The organism is Marinilabiliales bacterium (genome assembly GCA_007695015.1).
GTDB lineage: Bacteria > Bacteroidota > Bacteroidia > Bacteroidales > PUMT01 > PXAP01.
This window is the reverse complement of sequence record REEN01000072.1, coordinates 59,203-75,843: the sequence shown is the minus strand read 5'-3', so window position 1 is coordinate 75,843 and position 16,641 is coordinate 59,203. Positions and strand designations below refer to the sequence as shown.

Sequence of the window (16,641 nt, the reverse complement as noted above, 5' to 3'; positions counted from 1 at the left end):
CCGGCAGCTCCCCTGACCCCGAAAACCGATGCCCGGGGACCGCTGAATACTTCAAGCCTCTCAATGTACCGGGGATCAAGGTTCAGGAAATGATCCTGCGATACCTCTGTGCCATCAACCATGAACAGCGGCCGGTTGCTGAAAAACGCACTGGTCGGGCCCCTGAACTGGAGATTATGATTCAGTCCACGCACCCTGGTCACCAGTATGTCATACATGTTAGGCTGCTTGCTGTCACGCTGGATATATACCGTCTGGTCCGGGACCCCGTACTGCTGTGGAGATGAGGCATCTCTTTCAGTATGTGAATAGGGCGACCGTCCTGCTCCTGCCGTCCGTTCCCAGTCCGCCCCCCTGCTTGTTATGTTCTGCGGCAAGGTGAATTCATTGGCAAAATAATCAAGTCCGTAAAGCCTGCCGGTAGCAAGTTCGAGCCTGGGGGGCCTGTTGGAAACCAGCCTGTCGGTCGAAAGGATTACCCGTACATCATCGTGAAACACAAGATCACCGAAGATAAACCTGCCCTGGTTATCGGTTTTCGTTTCGAAAACGCCGTTATCCTTACCACTGACCTCAAGCTGAACCGGGAAATTAGGCAGCCCCCTGTTCTGGGAGGGATCAATTGCCCGGCCACTGACAGCCAGTGATGAAGAAGGTTCATGCTCAATATCGGGCATGTTACCCGCCAAAACATCCTCCCACATGAAACGGCGCCATCCATAGGTCATCATAATATTATCAAGCGATTCAACAAGATCCCTCCCGGGATCCAGGTAATTATAGGTAGCACCTTTGAGTCCGGGCAGATCGGAATTCATAAGTAATTCACTAAGAATATTACGGTTCATCTCAGGCATACCCGCTTCAGTGTGGACCACTGACAGTGAAAAACTTCCCTCAACAGGATTCCCGTCTTTATCTGTTACATCTATACCCAGGACATAATATTCCCTGTCTCCAACTTCCTGTCTTCCCATTTCGGGATAAAAAACGAGGGCATCGTCATGGTTTATAAAGACAAGCCTTTCAGCAAGCGGCACCATACCGGGGGTAAAAGCGGTAATATGAGCCACACCGGTCTTAAAGGATTCAAGCGGGAAATTCACAGCGGCAATGCCGTCTTGTAATGCTGCCACCTGGCCGGTTACGGCACTGCCCCGAACATGTGCCACCAGAACGACCTCCTCCGAGTAACTGGGGCTTGATTCAGAGTATGTTGAATTAACACTGACACGCAGGTAGTCATCACCCTGATCAACCCTTAAAGCGATACCCTCAGCCAGCGGTTCAGGAAGGCCGAACTCCTGCGGCCGGCCATCTCCGAACGATACCCTTGCGGTATAACGGGAGCCGGCAGCCGGGGTTATCTCAAACCTGCCGGTACCCATCTGATCGGTGTTGAATGTGGCGACTACACCTGAGCTTTCATCAATTACCTCACCGGTTGCATCAAGTCCGTTACCCAGTCCGTCAAAAGCCCTGAAGGCGACACGGCCCTGAACCCCTTCAACCATCCGCCCCCCCTCGGGGAAGAATACTATGCTTCCGGTTTCTCCAAGGTTATCGAGATTCCTGTTGAATCGCCTGTTTGCACGTGCCTCGGCCCTTGGGACGATATCGGCATAACTGCTGTTCCGGATGTAAAAATAGCTCGAATAGTAGAACTCTTCTCCAAAATTCTTCATCCAGTCGGTATAGGCCCTGATCCTGTAATTACCGTCGGGAATGTTCCGTGCCAGATTGAAGTCCCCTTCGGCAAAGCCATTTTCGGCAAGCAGTATCCTGGTACCCATCAGGGTGCCGCTGCTGCTTATAAGGTCGACATAGACATTGGTTTTGACAGTGTCGGGAACATGCAGCGAACCGTCCATCAGATAAACACTGAACCAAAGAATATCTCCGGCGCCGTAATGGTTTTTGTTCTGGTGAATATAAATTTTCTGCGGTGCTGCAAAAGATGTAAACTCCTGCAGTTTTAGTCCGGCATCCTCAATTGGCGAAGACCCTTGCTGACCGCTGACCGGTAAATGACACAAGACAACGGAGATGATGATCATTGCAGTTCTTATCATGACAACAGTTTTTTTTAAAAGGCCGGCGATACAGACCTGATTTATTTCAAATTTAAATGATTAATCCATCAAACAGGATATATAAAACAGATATCTTACCGGATTTGTTTTTCAACAGCCTTTAAAATTAAGACCGTTTAAAGTATAAAAACCCTCTCCATGTATTTAAAATAATTGCAGACAGACTGTTTTATTCACAAATAAACGCCGTTTGCGCAACCGGGAGCCTCTTTTTTGCATCTATATGTCGGAATTCTTTGACACGGGACAAAATTTGATCACCAAATTATCCGTTAATTGGCTTATAAGTGCTTTCTTTGAAATTGCAAGCTTAATAAGCCGGTAGAATTGACTGATAATCTGGATGACATAGTTAAGGGATGTATATCGGGTGACAGGCAAAGCCAGGAAGATCTCTACAGGGCACTGTCGCCGCAGATGTATACGGTCTGCCTCAGATACGCATCTGATGCAGATGAAGCCGGAGATTTCCTCCAGGAGGGATTTATAACTGTTTTCTCCAGGATCAGGGAATTCCGAAGCGAAGGATCGTTTGAGGGCTGGGTGAGAAAGATCATGGTAAATACAGCATTGCAATTATTAAGAAAGAAAAGACAGATGTATATTCTGAACGAAACAATAACGGCAGACAGGGAGTATGAGGTTCCCGACATCCAGTACTACCTGGATAAGGAAGACCTCCTGGAAATGATCCGTGCATTGCCTGTTAACCAGCGCATGGTTTTTAACCTTTATGCAATAGAGGGATATAATCATGCTGAAATAGCTGATATGACAGGTATCCCCGAGAATACATCAAAATCCCACCTTTACAGGGCCAGGCTTGCCCTGAAGGAGATGCTGGAGAAGAGTAACAGGGGTGAAAGTGAAAAGCTTAGAAAAAATGTCTGATAACCACAGACATATTGACAAGATATTCAGTGAAGGATTGTCAGACCACAGGACAACACCTCCAACAGGTGTATGGACCGGAATAAAAGATAATCTGGATAAAAAGAAAAGGACCGGCATTATTTACCGAACTGCCGGTATAGCCGCTGCTATCCTGATATTATTGGGGTTAGGCGGGGGAATTCTCCAAATGTTCAGGCTTGATAAAGAAGACAACTACCTGTCAACTTCTTCTGAAACGTTGACAAAACCCGGGCCTGAACCTGAAAAAATGCCTGCTCCCCGCCAACCCCCCTCTCATTATGCCCGGACAGAAATTGATGCTCTGAAAGATGACAGGGAAGTTTTTACCACCGGTGAGATAAAACACCCCCCCCCGGTAATCCATACAGAGCGCAAAGATTATGATCAGATAATTTTGACACCGGACCATCCTGAACTACCCCGGAAGAAAAATAACGGACTGGTATCATCAAGTGAGCCTTACAGTGATCCTGCTATCCTTACCGGAATTAAGATGTCTGACTCCCGCCACCCGTCAGGCAGGTCAGGGTCACAGAACAGAGGATGGTACGCTTCGGTTTCAGTTGCACCAAACTACTCGTACAGGACCCTCAGCGGTTTCAGTCAGGGTTCCCCGGGTAAGGAACATTTCAACAAAAAAGAAACGGGCCTGACATCATTGTCTTTCAGATTCGCCGCCGGATATCGTGTAAGCGAACGTTTTACGATACTGACCGGTTTTGATATGCTGGGGATGGGCCAAAGTATCAGGGGACTCATTATTATTACAGATCCGGACGTAATCGAGAACCTTGCAACAAGTTTTCCGGGCTCCATGAGGCTTAAAAGTCACCCGGTAAGCAACTCCCTGGGAGAGATAGGATCAGAAGGCCCTCCCCTTATGATAGCTGATGACCATCTTCTGCTGACAGGCGATCTGGCAGGATCCGTGCCACTGACAATGTATGGATCTTCACAAGATGACCCGGCCAGGATAACACAGGGAATCTACTACCTTCAGGTTCCTGTTATTGCACGTTATTATATCACAAACGGGGCTACTGACTTATACGTGAATGGTGGCATCGGAGCCAGTTTTCTGACCGGGAACAGGGTAACGCTCAGGTACCGGGGAGAGAACTTCAGCATAGGACATACCCTGAACATAAGGAATTTCGGAATTACCGGGATTCTGGGTTTCGGCATGGAAAAAACACTGACAGGCAACCTGAGGTTAAATCTTGAGCCCCGGATCACCCACTTTATAACACCCGCAAATACAACCCCCCTGTACTTGTCACGTCCCTATTCTATCTCCTTATCGGGAGGTATCAGTTACGACTTCTGACAACAGCCTTGCGCCGCCCCCTCCCTGTAACGCTCTAAAAGAAGAAAGCAATATCAAATTTTACAATATTTTGGTTACTTTTGATGTTTTTATCTGAATGACAGAGCGGGGTAACCACTGGTTTTTGCAGAACACTCATCCTGACAATTTTGTATTTCTGAAGTAAGTGATTTCAGGCCCCTTATGTTGAACCTGTAAAAAAATTTTAGGTTTGAACGGAGTTAACAGCACGAATCCTTTTGTAAGGTTTTTGTTTCAGTCATTTTCACTGCTGCTTTTCCTCGCAGTTCTCGGGGTAGTTATCCAGGTTTTCAGTTTTTTTATTTCTGATCCGAAAACTCCACCCGCAAGAGGATTTGCAGCTGATTACGCCATATATTCCCTTGAAATACCGATGGAGATGGAACTTTTTGGAGAGCCGGTTCCAATGGAATATTTCGATGTCTGGGAAAGTTTCGACAGGGAGCTCCTTGTAAATACATACTGGCAATCGCAAACCCTGATATTCATCAAAAGGGCCAACAGGTACTTCCCCAAAATTGAGCCCATTCTTAAAGAATACGGAGTGCCTGACGACTTCAAATACCTTGCACTGGCAGAGAGCGGACTGACAAATGTAACCTCACCGGCAAATGCGGTCGGCTACTGGCAGTTCCTCAGAGGCACTGCAAGGGATTACGGGCTGGAGGTCGATGATGAAGTGGATGAACGGTACCACCTGGAGAGATCAACTGAAGCAGCATGCCGGTTTTTGCTTGAATCCTACACTCTCTATAACAGCTGGACGATGGCAGCAGCAAGTTACAACGCAGGCCGCAGGGGCATCAATAACCAGATCAGGATTCAGAAAGAGACAGACTATTACAATCTTCTGCTCAATGAAGAGACCCAACGGTATATATTCAGGATTCTTGCAATTAAGACAATCCTGGAAAACCCCGTCGAATACGGTTTTCATATAAGGGACACGGATCTCTACCCTCCAATTGAATGGTTTGAGGTTCAGGTTGACACGCCGGTTGATGATTTTGCTGACTTTGCCCATGAATTCAACACAAATTACAAGATGCTCAAGTACCTGAACCCATGGCTCCGCAGACCCTATCTGACAAACCGGAGTGGCAGGACCTACAGTATACGGCTCCCGGCAGAGAATTCCCGGATAAGGTCTTCCTATTTTGATCAGAATGACCCTTCCGGAGAAACTGATAATGACAACCGTTAACCCCCAGCAAAATCGAGTATTGGCAAGAGACATGAAATACCTCAGAAACGGAGATACCGGGGCAATTCGCGTCCTGGGGGCCAGGGTACACAATCTTAAAAACATTGAGGTTACGATCCCCCGGAACAAGCTGGTTGTCATAACCGGGCTGAGCGGAAGCGGAAAATCATCACTGGCTTTCGACACTATTTATGCCGAAGGACAGAGAAGGTACATGGAGACCATGTCGGCATACGCACGACAATTCCTGGGAAGTATGGAAAGGCCTGATGTCGATAACATCAGCGGTTTAAGTCCGGTAATAGCAATTGAACAAAAAACCAGCAACAAAAACCCCCGGTCAACCGTAGGTACCATAACTGAAATATATGATTTCCTGCGCCTCCTTTATGCACGCGCCGCCATAGCATATTCACCGGTAACGGGTGATGAGATGGTAAAGTATACCGACGATCAGATCATCAGCCTTATAACCGAAAGGTACAGAAACCGGAAGACCCTGATACTGGCGCCGGTGGTAAAGGGGAGGAAGGGGCACTACAAGGAACTTTTTGAACAGATTCAGAGAAAGGGATTCCTTCATGCCAGGATCAACGGGGAGATTACAGGACTCAAACCGGGGATGCGTGTGGACAGGTATAAAACCCATCACATTGAGATAGTTATTGACAAGCTCCATGTAACTGACAATGACAAGCCACGAATTGCCGCTACCATAAAAACCGCCATGCAGCATGGCAGGAATATAATCATGGTCATGGATGCTGAGAGTGGCGAAACAAGGTATTTCAGCAAACAACTGATGTGCCCCGCATCGGGTATATCATACAATGAGCCTGCCCCACACACCTTTTCTTTCAACTCGCCCAGGGGTGCCTGCCCCAGGTGTGGGGGACTGGGAACAGTGGCCGAGATGGACCTGGAGAAGATAATACCCAGACCGGACCTGTCAATCAGAAGAGGTGGTATAGAGCCACTGGGCACATACAAAAACTCGCTGATATTCTGGCAACTGGAAGCTATTGCGGCAAAACACGGGTTCTCCCTCAACACACCCCTGGGTGATATACCGGGTGAAGCCCTCAACACCATATTATACGGATCGGAAGAATCTTTCAAGCTGCTTCACTCACCACTGGGATCAGCGTCAAACTACTTCATGAGTTTTGACGGTGTAATCAACTATATTGCCAACCAAAGGGAGAACGGTAACGGGGGAAGGAAAGACAAGTGGGCCGGTCAGTATCTCAAAAGAACGGTTTGCCCCAACTGTAATGGAACCAGGCTTCATAATGAGGCCCTGTTCTTTATGATTGCAGGGAAGAACATTGCAGAGCTGGCTGAAATGGACCTTGATATGCTGGACAGCTGGTTCTCATCGGTCGATGCGGAGCTTACTGAAAAGCAGAAGCTTATTTCTTCAGAGATCATCAAAGAGATCAGGGCAAGGCTTGGATTTCTGTTGAGTGTCGGACTGAATTACCTGTCACTGAACCGCAATTCAGCAAGCCTTTCAGGTGGGGAAAGCCAGCGGATAAGGCTGGCCACCCAGATAGGGTCACAGCTGGTCAATGTATTGTACATACTGGATGAACCAAGTATCGGCCTTCACCAGACCGATAACAGGAAGTTGATAGATTCGTTAAAGCAGCTCAGGGATAAGGGTAATTCCGTAATAGTTGTCGAGCATGACAGAGATATGATAGAGTCAGCCGATTATGTCATCGACATGGGACCCAGGGCGGGAAGAAAGGGAGGTGAGATAGCAGCCTGCGGCACTCCGGGCGAAGTTGCACAAACAGGTACTCTCACAGGATGCTACCTCTCAGCCCGGAGAGAGATAGAAATGCCATTGTCACGCCGTGACGGAAACGGGACCAGTATATTAATACGCGGGGCCTCCGGCAACAATCTCAAAGACATAGATGCGGTAATTCCCACAGGCAAGCTTATCTGCGTTACGGGGGTGTCGGGGAGCGGAAAATCAAGCCTGATCAAAGAAACGCTCCAGCCATATATGAGCAGACATTTCTACAATGCCCGCAAGGAGCCTCTGCCCTGCCTGGGCGTAGAGGGCATGGAGAATACCGACAAGATAATTGAGGTTGACCAATCCCCTATTGGCCGCACACCCAGATCAAACCCCGCAACCTACACTGGTGTGTTTGCAGATATACGGAAGCTGTTCGAACAGACACCGGAGGCAAAGATAAGGGCATGGAAGGCAGGCAGGTTCTCTTTCAATGTCAGGGGCGGAAGATGTGAAACCTGCAGGGGAGCCGGCGTTCAGACCATTGAGATGAATTTTCTTCCCGATGTTTACGTTCAGTGCAGGGACTGTAACGGTAAAAGATATAACAGGGAAACGCTGGAGGTAAAATTCAAGGGCAAATCAATAAGCGATGTGCTGGACATGACCATTAACCAGGCCGTTGAGTTCTTCGAAAAGATACCGTCAATCTACCGCAAGATATACACCCTGCAGAGGGTCGGGATGGGATATGTCAAACTGGGCCAGGCATCAACAACCCTTTCAGGAGGAGAATCCCAGAGGGTGAAACTTGCAGCTGAGCTTGCCAGGAAAGACACCGGCAGGACCCTGTATGTTCTTGACGAACCTACTACCGGACTTCATTTTGAAGATATCAGGGTGCTTCTTAAGGTTCTCAACACTTTGGTTGACAGGGGTAATACCGTGATAGTAATTGAACACAACATGGATGTTATAAAGGTAGCAGACCATATTATTGACCTGGGCCCTTACGGAGGCAGAGAAGGAGGCAGGATAATTGCAGCAGGCACTCCCGAGGATGTTGCACAGGTCACAGAAAGCTTTACCGGACAATGTCTCAGATCCATACTCAATCCGGAACCGGCTGAATAGTCAAATCAAATCAACATTTACCCAAATTCATTATCAATCATGATGGCAGAAGAAAGAATTAAAAGCGCATTTACAGAAAAAGACTGGAACGAGATCAAAACGTTCGATTCATGGACAATATTCAAGGTAATTGCCGAATTTGTCGAAGGGTTTGAAAAAATGAGCAGGATAGGCCCCTGCGTATCAATATTCGGATCGGCAAGAACCTCGCCGGAAAACAAGTACTTCAAACTGGCTGAAGAGATTGCCTTCAAGCTCACACAATCCGGCTACGGCGTGATCACAGGCGGCGGACCCGGCATTATGGAAGCGGCAAATATGGGTGCGCGCAGAGGGGGAGGACGGTCTGTGGGTCTTAACATAGACCTTCCACACGAACAGGGAGCCAACCTGTTTATTGACAGTGATAAATTAATAAATTTCAGCCACTTCTTTGTTCGCAAAGTGATGTTCGTCAAATATGCACAGGGATTTATTGTCCTCCCCGGCGGATTTGGAACATTTGATGAGCTCTTCGAGGCTATCACCCTTATCCAGACTGAGAAGATCGGCAGGTTCCCGATCATACTGGTTGGCAAAAACTATTGGAAAGGCCTGATTGAATGGATAAAAGAGGTAATGCTTGAAGAGGAGAAATATATCAGCCCCGGCGACATGGAGTTATTTTCTGTTGTCGATGCTGCCGACGAGGCGGTTGAAAAGATCAACAGCTTCTATTCGAAGTACCTTCTCAGCCCCAATTTCTGATACTCTGCCTCCAGTGTTGATATTTTGTTAATATTTGATTCTAAGGTAATTAAAAACTGATTGATTTTTTTCAGAATTTTATCTCATAATTGCCAGGGGCTAAAATTGCCCACTTTAACTGACATTATATGCAGATATGCTGAAATACATCATTCTGGTCGTTACAATTAATCTGGTTCTGTTTATAGGTTTGTTTACCAGGGAGAATGTTCATCTGCAAATCATTACACCCCCCAGTGCCGAAGCCGGCACCACTGTCGAAGTCGAAATTGAGCTGCACAAAGCCGGTATTTCAGGCTTTGCGCGTTTCCATCAGGAGCTTCCCCGGGGTATAAAAGCATCGCCGGTATATCCCGCAGATATGGATTTCTCCTTCGAGCATAATACCGTCAGGATGATATGGCTGAACCTTCCCAGCGAGGAGACCCTCCGGATACGTTACAAGCTGCATATTGATGAGCGGCTCAGGGGCGAGCTCAACCTCAGCGGAACTTTCAGCTATATTGAAGATAACCGGCGTATGAGAGCAGATGCTCCCGGTGTTGCAATACAAATTGAGCCATCACCATACATTGATGAAAATCTGATAGTTGAAATAGGTGAGACGGCTGAACCTGAGCCCGGCATCTCCGTTCCGGCTCCCGGCATTTCTGAAGCGGTGGCCGTGAGGCAGGTTCCGGTGGCAGATGACGGGCAGGGTTACCTGGTAAACATCCTGGTAAGCAGTGGCCCAAGGAGCTCCTTTGCAAGAATTGAAGAGAAGATACCCCACGGATTCACTGCTGTTGAAGTTGAAAGCCACGGGGGGATCTTTACTTTTTCAGATCAGACGGTCAGGTTCATCTGGAGAGAGCTCTCTCCGGAAACTACATTCCTTGTATCCTACAGGCTCGTTCCGGTGACAGATTACGAGACAGTCCCCCAGCCATCAGGTGAGTTTTCGGTTGTTCAAAACGACATTACCTCTAACTTACCGGTGGTTGAAAGGGAGGCCCCGCTGGAAACACTTTCAGAAGCCGGTAGACTACGGTTGCTCTCTTCGGCCCTACTGGAGGCAAGGACTACGGCACCCATGCGTATGCCAGCACCGCCGGTAACATCACCGCGGCCGGCACCAGCGGTTCCCGCACCCGCGCCCGATCAGCTTGTTAGACCATTGCCGCCTGAAGATGGTGTATATTACAGGGTTCAGCTTGCGGCAGGCAGAAGGCCGGTTGACCCTGACGGCTATTTCGGGAACCTTGAGATTCCGTATACCGTCCATACAGAGCTGCACGAAGGCTGGATCAAGTATACAATCGGTTCTTTCCCTGATTACAGGTCAGCCCGCGACCAGAGAGTGCATATCTGGAATACAACGCCAGTTGGAGACGCCTTTGTTTCCGCCTATAACCACGGGACAAGGATAACCGTCCAGGAAGCACTGGCAATTGCAAACCACAGATGGTACAGGTGATTGCCCAAAAATGCGGAACTCTTAGCCAAACCCGGAAAAAACGATAAAGTAATCATAATTTAGTTCTATTTGCCCAGAACTTATTATTTTTACTCCCGTAGACTAAGTAAACACACTGTTGTTTATGCAGAACATGAGGACGATCAGTACCCTTCTGCTTCTGTCGGTAATAACCGCAGTATTCCCGGCACTGCTTCTTGCACAGGTCGGTCAGGACGATGAATTTGAGCGGCTTCTGAGGGAGGAGATAGAGGTGGAAGATCCCGTATATAAGCCGGTCCTGGCTTTCGGCATAGGATCCTTCGGCTTTATGGGAGATGTAACCGATTTTTATTCGGCACTCTGGAGCAGTCAGCCGGGGTACAGACTCAATGTTTCAACTTTCCTGGACAGGCGCCGCAATTACCGTCTCAATTTCTTCATGCTTTATGGCAGGCTTACAGGTAACGAGAGATCATACCTGGATCTTGAAAGGAACCTTAATTTCCAGTCGGAGATAATCAATTTCGGACTTAACTTTGAGTACACCTTTAACCATATTTTCAGATCCAGCAGGTGGATTACCCCGTTTGTATCAGCCGGCATTGAGTCCTTCCAGTTCAATTCCAAGGCAGACCTTCTTGATGATAACGGCAACCCTTACAACTACTGGTCAGACGGCACCATAAGAGATATACCCGAAAACTCCCCCCATGCTTACCAAAGCAATATAATCCGGCGCAACTACATTTACGAGACCGACCTCCGAAGTGCCAACCTCTACGGGATGGGTAACTACCCGCAGATCGCATTTGCGGTTCCGGTCGATTATGGGCTGGATTTCAGGATCACCGACAGGGTAAATATGAGGATAGGCAGTTCGATACATTTCACCTTTACCGATATGATAGACAACATAAGCACGGGGATTGCCGGGATAAAATCCAATAGCAGGAACGACAGGTTCTCCTACTCTTATGTGACTTTCCACCTGGATCTCTTTTCCGATCCGGAGACTATAGTTGTGGAAAGGCTGTATGCCGATGTCGAGTTCGACTACACCCTTGTCGAGGATGAGGACGGTGACGGTGTCTTCGATTTCTGGGATCTGTGTCCGAACACTCCACCGGGTGTGGAAGTGGATGAATTCGGCTGCCCGGTGGACAGCGACGGTGACGGGGTACCCGACTACCTGGACCTGGAGCCAAATACACGACCTGGCGCCTTAGTCGATGAATTTGGACGCGAGATCCCTCCCGGTCAGCTTGCCGAACAATTGGGACAAAGAGAAAATGCAGTAGCCAGGGATGAGCTTGACCTCGCTGCAATAATGCCTGCTTACCACTATACGGCAAGGCAATTCAGGAGTTATGACGGGATACCTGAGAAGTTTCGCCCCCTTGACACTGACAGAGATGGCTTCATATCGTTCGATGAACTTATCAGGGCGATCAACCTGTTCTTTGACGGCAGACTGGACCTGACGGCTGAAGATATTTATGAGCTTAACGATTTCTTTTTCTCGCAGTAAGGAAGCTTCTGTTTCACAAAACTTCAGGTTAGGGTAATTCCGGCCTGAGATGCAATAATACCGGGTAACGCTATTGTTTTCAGCTACCTGACAAGCCTGTCCATCTCCCTGTTAATATCACGCTTTTTGATCTCCTGCCTCTTGTCGTATTCTCTCTTGCCCCTGGCAAGCGCTATTTCCAGTTTTGCGAGACCCCGCTCGTTGATGAAGAGCCTGGTTGCAACAATGGTGAATCCCTTATCCTGGGATTTCTTTTTAAGCTTCCTCAGCTCACGTTTATTCAGGAGTAGTTTCCTGTCCTGTCCGGGATCATGATTATTGTAGCTGCCATGGGAGTATTCAGCTATATTCATGCCACTTACCCAGAGTTCATCGCTAATGAAAAAACAATATGCATCAGCAAGGTTCGCCTTCCCCTCCCTGATGGACTTGATCTCTGTACCGCCAAGCACGATTCCTGCAACAAACTTCTCTACAAGTTCAAAGTTGAATGAAGCCTTCCTGTTCTTGATGCTGATATTGCTTTTTTGTTTACTCACTGTCCTGTACCTTTGAATTTATCGATCAGTCTTCCTGCTGCTGTGAAGCTCGTTATCCTGCCGCTTGCCACCTCCTGCCTTAAACTCTCAAGCTCTGAAGCTACCCGCTGATCATTATAGAAAATGTCGCGGAGCTGCTGCTCGATGCTCTCATGCATCCAGTAAAGGGACTGGGTAAGCCTGTTCTCGCGAAAATAGCCCGATGCCCTGGTAAACCTGATATACTCGCTGATGATGCCATTTATGCTTTCAAGTCCGGTTCTATTATGTGCCGAACATAGGCCTACACGGGGTTTCCATCCTGATGCAGGCTGGGGAAAAAGCTGAAGTGCATTCTGATATTGCGCTTTTGCCAACTCAGCCTTTTCCGTATTATTCCCGTCAGCTTTTGTTATTACCAGCATATCGGCCATCTCCATAATGCCGCGCTTGATACCCTGCAGCTCATCACCGGCACCTGCAAGCATAAGAAGAAGGAAAAAATCGACCATTGAATGGACTGCGGTTTCCGACTGCCCCACTCCCACTGTCTCAACAATTACAGTATCAAACCCGGCGGCCTCACACAATATTATACTCTCCCTGGTTTTACGGGCAACTCCTCCCAGTGACCCGCCCGAGGGTGAGGGCCTGATGAATGCATCCGGATCGGCCGATAGTTCTTCCATTCTGGTCTTGTCTCCCAGGATACTTCCCTTCGACAGTCCGCTGCTGGGATCAACAGCCAGCACGGCAATACGTGAGCCGCTCGCTGTCAGCATCTTGCCGAAGCTCTCAATAAATGAGCTCTTACCTACACCGGGCACACCGGTAATACCTATCCTTACAGAATTGCCGGCATGAGGATGACAAAGCTCCACCAGTTCGCCCGCAATCTCCTTGTCAGCCGGCAAGGAGCTCTCTATAAGAGTTATAGCGCGGCCAAGACTACTGATGTCCCGGTTAAGTATTCCTTCAAGGTAATAGTTTACCGGCATCCTTCTCCTGGCGCGGTTACGGGAAGAGCTGCCTCTGGCAGGGTTAACCGAAGGAGGCTGTTCAACACCGCGGCTTACTGATAATGCACTTTTATGCTTTCCTTCTTTGTTCATTCGTTCACCACCTCTCCTGTAACCCGCAGAACAACAACCGGGTTTCGTGGGTCATTGGTAATTACAGTAATGGTTTTACTCTGCCTGCCACGAAGACCGCGTGAGTTAAAAACTGCACCTATACTACTCGTATCACCGGGCTGCAACAATGTCTTTTCCGGATCGATTGCCGTACAACCGCATCCGCTCCTGACTGCACGAATTATGAGCTCTGATTCCCCTGTATTTGTGAACAGAAAACTGTGCTCTGCAGTCTCACCCTGTTTCAGGGTGCCAAAATTGAAAACCCTTTCATCAAAAGTGATTGATGCGGCCAGATCCATCTCCTCCTCTGTCATCCCTGAGAAATCCTCCAGAACATTGGCGCTTATATATATAACATTCCTGCCTTCTGTCCGGCCGTTTACAAGCACCCGGGCATGGCTGGTTACGGAACCCCATTCATCCCTGCTGCCGGCATCGAACGTAACTTCAATATTTCCCTCCTCACCGGGGCTGATTTCAACCGGCACGGCACGAAAAGATGCATAAGCCGGAACACCCGTAAACGAAATTTCCAGATTATCATCAGCCATGTTTATTACCCTTACGGAATCAACAACGACCTCCCCTGGAGAAACCCTCCCCAGAGGAATATGGTTTGATCTGAGCCTGAGAGGCCCGATCTGATGCGGAAACATCTCTTCGGGAGTCTTCACGGCAGGTATTACCTCACCAAGCAACCTGAGACTGACAGTTGAAGGAGAACCCGTGGCGCTGACCGTTATAAGCCTGTTGAACCTGCCCGGCATATTGACGGGATTGAACTCAATGGTTACAATCCCGCTATCGCCGGGCATTACGGGATTCCTGGTCCATGCAAGGACAGATATCCCTCCACCTGCCACAACATTTGTCATAACCAGCGGCTCAGTACCCCTGTTTTCAAACAGGAACCTTTGGCGGACAGGCCCTCCGTCCTCGCTTATCTGCCCGAAATTGTGCTGCCTATTCTCAAAATGGATCACCGGACCGGTTTGTCCGTATACTGAAGAGAATACCAGTGCTACGAGCAAACTTGCAAATGTTATCTTCGGCCAATTCATTATATTTACATGTTTATAACAGCATTACCAGGCAAAAATACAAAATCAGAGCATGCAACTGGCAGAAATCATCAGAAAAAAGTCGGCACAATACCTGGATGAAGTAATCGCCATCCGCCGGCATATTCATATGCATCCCGAGCTCTCATTCAGGGAGCATGAAACATCGGCCTTTGTAAAAAAAAGACTGGAGGAGTACGGGTTGGACTGCAAAACAGTGGCAGGCACCGGCCTCCTGGCTACCATAACAGGCAAAGCAGGCAGGAGCAGCAAATGTATTGCATTGAGGGCAGAACTGGATGCGCTGCCTGTAACCGAGAAGAATGACCTGCCCTGGAGATCCCTGGTGCCTGGTGTTATGCATGCTTGCGGGCACGATGTGCATGCCTCCTGCCTGATCGGTGCAGCCAGGATAATAAAGGAACTTGAAGATGAATTTACCGGGACGGTTCACCTGTTATTCCAGCCCGGGGAAGAAACACTGCCTGGTGGTGCAAAGAAGCTGCTGGAAGAAAAGGTATTCGGCAACAATCAACCATCAGTCGTGATTGCACAACACGTGCTGCCCGAACTGGGCGCAGGAGAAACAGGAATCCGCCCGGGAGTTTATATGGCATCGGGCGATGAGATATATATTACAGTTTCAGGTAAGGGCGGGCACGGTGCAACTCCTGATAAGACCGTCGATACGGTTGCGGCTATGTCACATGTGGTTGTTGCACTGCAACAGGTGTCAAGCAGGTTTGCACCGCCGCATATCCCAACTGTACTGAGTTTTGGCAAGTTCATTGCCAACGGCGCCACAAACGTAATACCAGGAGAAGTTATAATTGAAGGAACCTTTCGCACAATGGATGAGGAATGGAGGGCAGAGGCACACGAGATCATCAACAGGATAGCCGTTAATATCGCCACCAGCCTGGGTGCGTCATGCAGTGTGGAAATAAGAAAGGGATACCCGGTTCTTTACAATGATCCCGGGATGACATCCCTTATGGGCAGTTACATGAAAGAGTACCTTGGCAGCAGGAAGGTAAAGGATCTTCAGATCAGAATGACAACCGAGGATTTTGCATGGTTTGCGAGAGAATACCCTGCAGTATTCTACAGGCTGGGAACCGGAATGCCTGACAGGCTTCTCCATTCGCCTGAGTTCGACATTGACGAACAGATAATGCTGGAGGGGACCGGCCTGCCTGCCTGGCTGGCACTATCTTTCCTGCTTCAATAAGCAGGCAGGGGACAACTACTGCAAAAAAATGACATCTTACAGTTTTCTATCCCGTTGCCCTTTGGGGCAACCTGCTTCCACCGGCAATTCCTGCCAAAAAATTACATTATACAGTTTTCAGCACGTTTTCCTTTCGGGCAACCAGCTTTCACCGGCAGTTTTTGTCAAAAAATGACATTATGCAGTTTTTTAGTAAAATCATTGTATTAATTTTACTTGAAATTTCAAATCTGTCTGATCATAATCGTTAACCTAAAATCAACCAAGAGATGGCTTACGTAATAAATGATGATTGTACCGCATGCGGGAGCTGCATTGACGAATGTCCCGTGGAAGCAATATCAGAAGGAGATATCTATGTTATAGATCCTGAAGCATGTACCGATTGCGGTGCATGTGTCGATGTGTGCCCTGTTGAGGCAATCCATCCGGAATAAAAGTGATATTGCAGCATAAACAAAGGCTGCCCTGACCGGGTAGCCTTTGTTATTGGGAAAGGATTATACCTGAAAGTCTGCCGGACCATGTCTGATCAGCC

The 16,641-nt window shown here is 48.2% G+C and carries 13 protein-coding genes; 9 read left to right on the top strand and 4 right to left on the bottom strand.

The genetic code is table 11. The features are described from left to right. Positions 1 to 2,072, bottom strand: a 2,072-nt coding sequence (locus tag EA408_10885; protein ID TVR70708.1) for a hypothetical protein, incomplete at its 3' end; no start/stop codon positions are given. A 438-nt stretch (positions 2,073 to 2,510) separates the two neighbouring features. On the opposite strand from EA408_10885, the gene EA408_10880 reads away from it, so the two are divergent. The 7 genes from EA408_10880 to EA408_10850 all read left to right on the top strand — a co-directional run bounded on the left by EA408_10880 (position 2,511) and on the right by EA408_10850 (position 12,157). After that, the gene (locus EA408_10880; GenBank protein ID TVR70711.1) at positions 2,511 to 2,984 is read left to right on the top strand and encodes an RNA polymerase sigma factor; all 474 of its coding nucleotides are present in this window, start codon (positions 2,511 to 2,513) and stop codon (positions 2,982 to 2,984) included. Further along, positions 2,977 to 4,335, top strand: coding sequence for a hypothetical protein (locus EA408_10875; GenBank protein TVR70707.1), 1,359 nt, complete (start codon positions 2,977 to 2,979; stop codon positions 4,333 to 4,335). Before EA408_10880 ends, EA408_10875 begins: the two co-directional genes overlap by 8 nt. A gap of 394 nt (positions 4,336 to 4,729) precedes the next feature. Then, entirely contained in the window at positions 4,730 to 5,560 is an 831-nt protein-coding gene (locus EA408_10870; protein ID TVR70710.1) for a lytic transglycosylase domain-containing protein, read from the top strand. Positions 5,561 to 5,591: 31 nt separating this feature from the next. Then, positions 5,592 to 8,444 (top strand): excinuclease ABC subunit UvrA, encoded by a 2,853-nt coding sequence (uvrA, locus tag EA408_10865; GenBank protein TVR70706.1) that lies wholly within the window; start codon positions 5,592 to 5,594, stop codon positions 8,442 to 8,444. A gap of 39 nt (positions 8,445 to 8,483) precedes the next feature. Further along, positions 8,484 to 9,191, top strand: coding sequence for a TIGR00730 family Rossman fold protein (locus EA408_10860; protein TVR70705.1), 708 nt, complete (start codon positions 8,484 to 8,486; stop codon positions 9,189 to 9,191). Between the two features lie 136 nt (positions 9,192 to 9,327). Continuing rightward, the gene (locus tag EA408_10855; GenBank protein ID TVR70704.1) at positions 9,328 to 10,647 is read left to right on the top strand and encodes a hypothetical protein; all 1,320 of its coding nucleotides are present in this window, start codon (positions 9,328 to 9,330) and stop codon (positions 10,645 to 10,647) included. Between the two features lie 124 nt (positions 10,648 to 10,771). Next, the gene (locus tag EA408_10850; protein ID TVR70703.1) at positions 10,772 to 12,157 is read left to right on the top strand and encodes an EF-hand domain-containing protein; all 1,386 of its coding nucleotides are present in this window, start codon (positions 10,772 to 10,774) and stop codon (positions 12,155 to 12,157) included. Between the two features lie 83 nt (positions 12,158 to 12,240). On the opposite strand, the gene smpB is transcribed toward EA408_10850, so the two are convergent. Genes smpB through EA408_10835 form a run of 3 tightly spaced genes read right to left on the bottom strand, consistent with a single transcriptional unit; the run spans position 12,241 to position 14,872 of the window. Beyond that, positions 12,241 to 12,696 (bottom strand): SsrA-binding protein SmpB, encoded by a 456-nt coding sequence (gene smpB, locus EA408_10845; protein ID TVR70702.1) that lies wholly within the window; start codon positions 12,694 to 12,696, stop codon positions 12,241 to 12,243. Next, entirely contained in the window at positions 12,693 to 13,787 is a 1,095-nt protein-coding gene (gene meaB / locus EA408_10840) for a methylmalonyl Co-A mutase-associated GTPase MeaB (GenBank protein TVR70701.1), read from the bottom strand. The genes smpB and meaB overlap by 4 nt, the downstream gene beginning before the upstream one ends. After that, positions 13,784 to 14,872 carry a DUF1573 domain-containing protein gene (locus tag EA408_10835; GenBank protein TVR70700.1) on the bottom strand — a complete coding sequence of 363 codons (1,089 nt, stop codon included), beginning with the start codon at positions 14,870 to 14,872 and terminating at the stop codon, positions 13,784 to 13,786. The genes meaB and EA408_10835 overlap by 4 nt, the downstream gene beginning before the upstream one ends. A 52-nt stretch (positions 14,873 to 14,924) precedes the next feature. On the opposite strand from EA408_10835, the gene EA408_10830 reads away from it, so the two are divergent. Beyond that, a complete protein-coding gene (locus EA408_10830) occupies positions 14,925 to 16,103 on the top strand; it encodes an amidohydrolase (GenBank protein ID TVR70699.1) in 1,179 nt (392 codons plus the stop codon). A 269-nt stretch (positions 16,104 to 16,372) separates the two neighbouring features. Continuing rightward, positions 16,373 to 16,540 carry a 4Fe-4S dicluster domain-containing protein gene (locus tag EA408_10825; GenBank protein TVR70698.1) on the top strand — a complete coding sequence of 56 codons (168 nt, stop codon included), beginning with the start codon at positions 16,373 to 16,375 and terminating at the stop codon, positions 16,538 to 16,540. The last annotated feature ends 101 nt before the right edge of the window (positions 16,541 to 16,641 follow it).

Excerpts from the sequence above, each read along its gene's own strand:
- EA408_10880 (TVR70711.1), top strand. The coding sequence starts at position 2,511 with ATGTATACGGTCTGCCTCAGATACGCATCTGATGCAGATGAAGCCGGA.
- EA408_10875 (TVR70707.1), top strand. The coding sequence starts at position 2,977 with ATGTCTGATAACCACAGACATATTGACAAGATATTCAGTGAAGGATTG.
- EA408_10870 (TVR70710.1), top strand. The coding sequence starts at position 4,730 with ATGGAGATGGAACTTTTTGGAGAGCCGGTTCCAATGGAATATTTCGAT.
- uvrA (TVR70706.1), top strand. The coding sequence starts at position 5,592 with ATGAAATACCTCAGAAACGGAGATACCGGGGCAATTCGCGTCCTGGGG.
- EA408_10860 (TVR70705.1), top strand. The coding sequence starts at position 8,484 with ATGATGGCAGAAGAAAGAATTAAAAGCGCATTTACAGAAAAAGACTGG.
- EA408_10855 (TVR70704.1), top strand. The coding sequence starts at position 9,328 with ATGCTGAAATACATCATTCTGGTCGTTACAATTAATCTGGTTCTGTTT.
- EA408_10850 (TVR70703.1), top strand. The coding sequence starts at position 10,772 with ATGCAGAACATGAGGACGATCAGTACCCTTCTGCTTCTGTCGGTAATA.
- meaB (TVR70701.1), bottom strand. The coding sequence starts at position 13,787 with ATGAACAAAGAAGGAAAGCATAAAAGTGCATTATCAGTAAGCCGCGGT.
- EA408_10835 (TVR70700.1), bottom strand. The coding sequence starts at position 14,872 with ATGAATTGGCCGAAGATAACATTTGCAAGTTTGCTCGTAGCACTGGTA.
- EA408_10830 (TVR70699.1), top strand. The coding sequence starts at position 14,925 with ATGCAACTGGCAGAAATCATCAGAAAAAAGTCGGCACAATACCTGGAT.
- EA408_10825 (TVR70698.1), top strand. The coding sequence starts at position 16,373 with ATGGCTTACGTAATAAATGATGATTGTACCGCATGCGGGAGCTGCATT.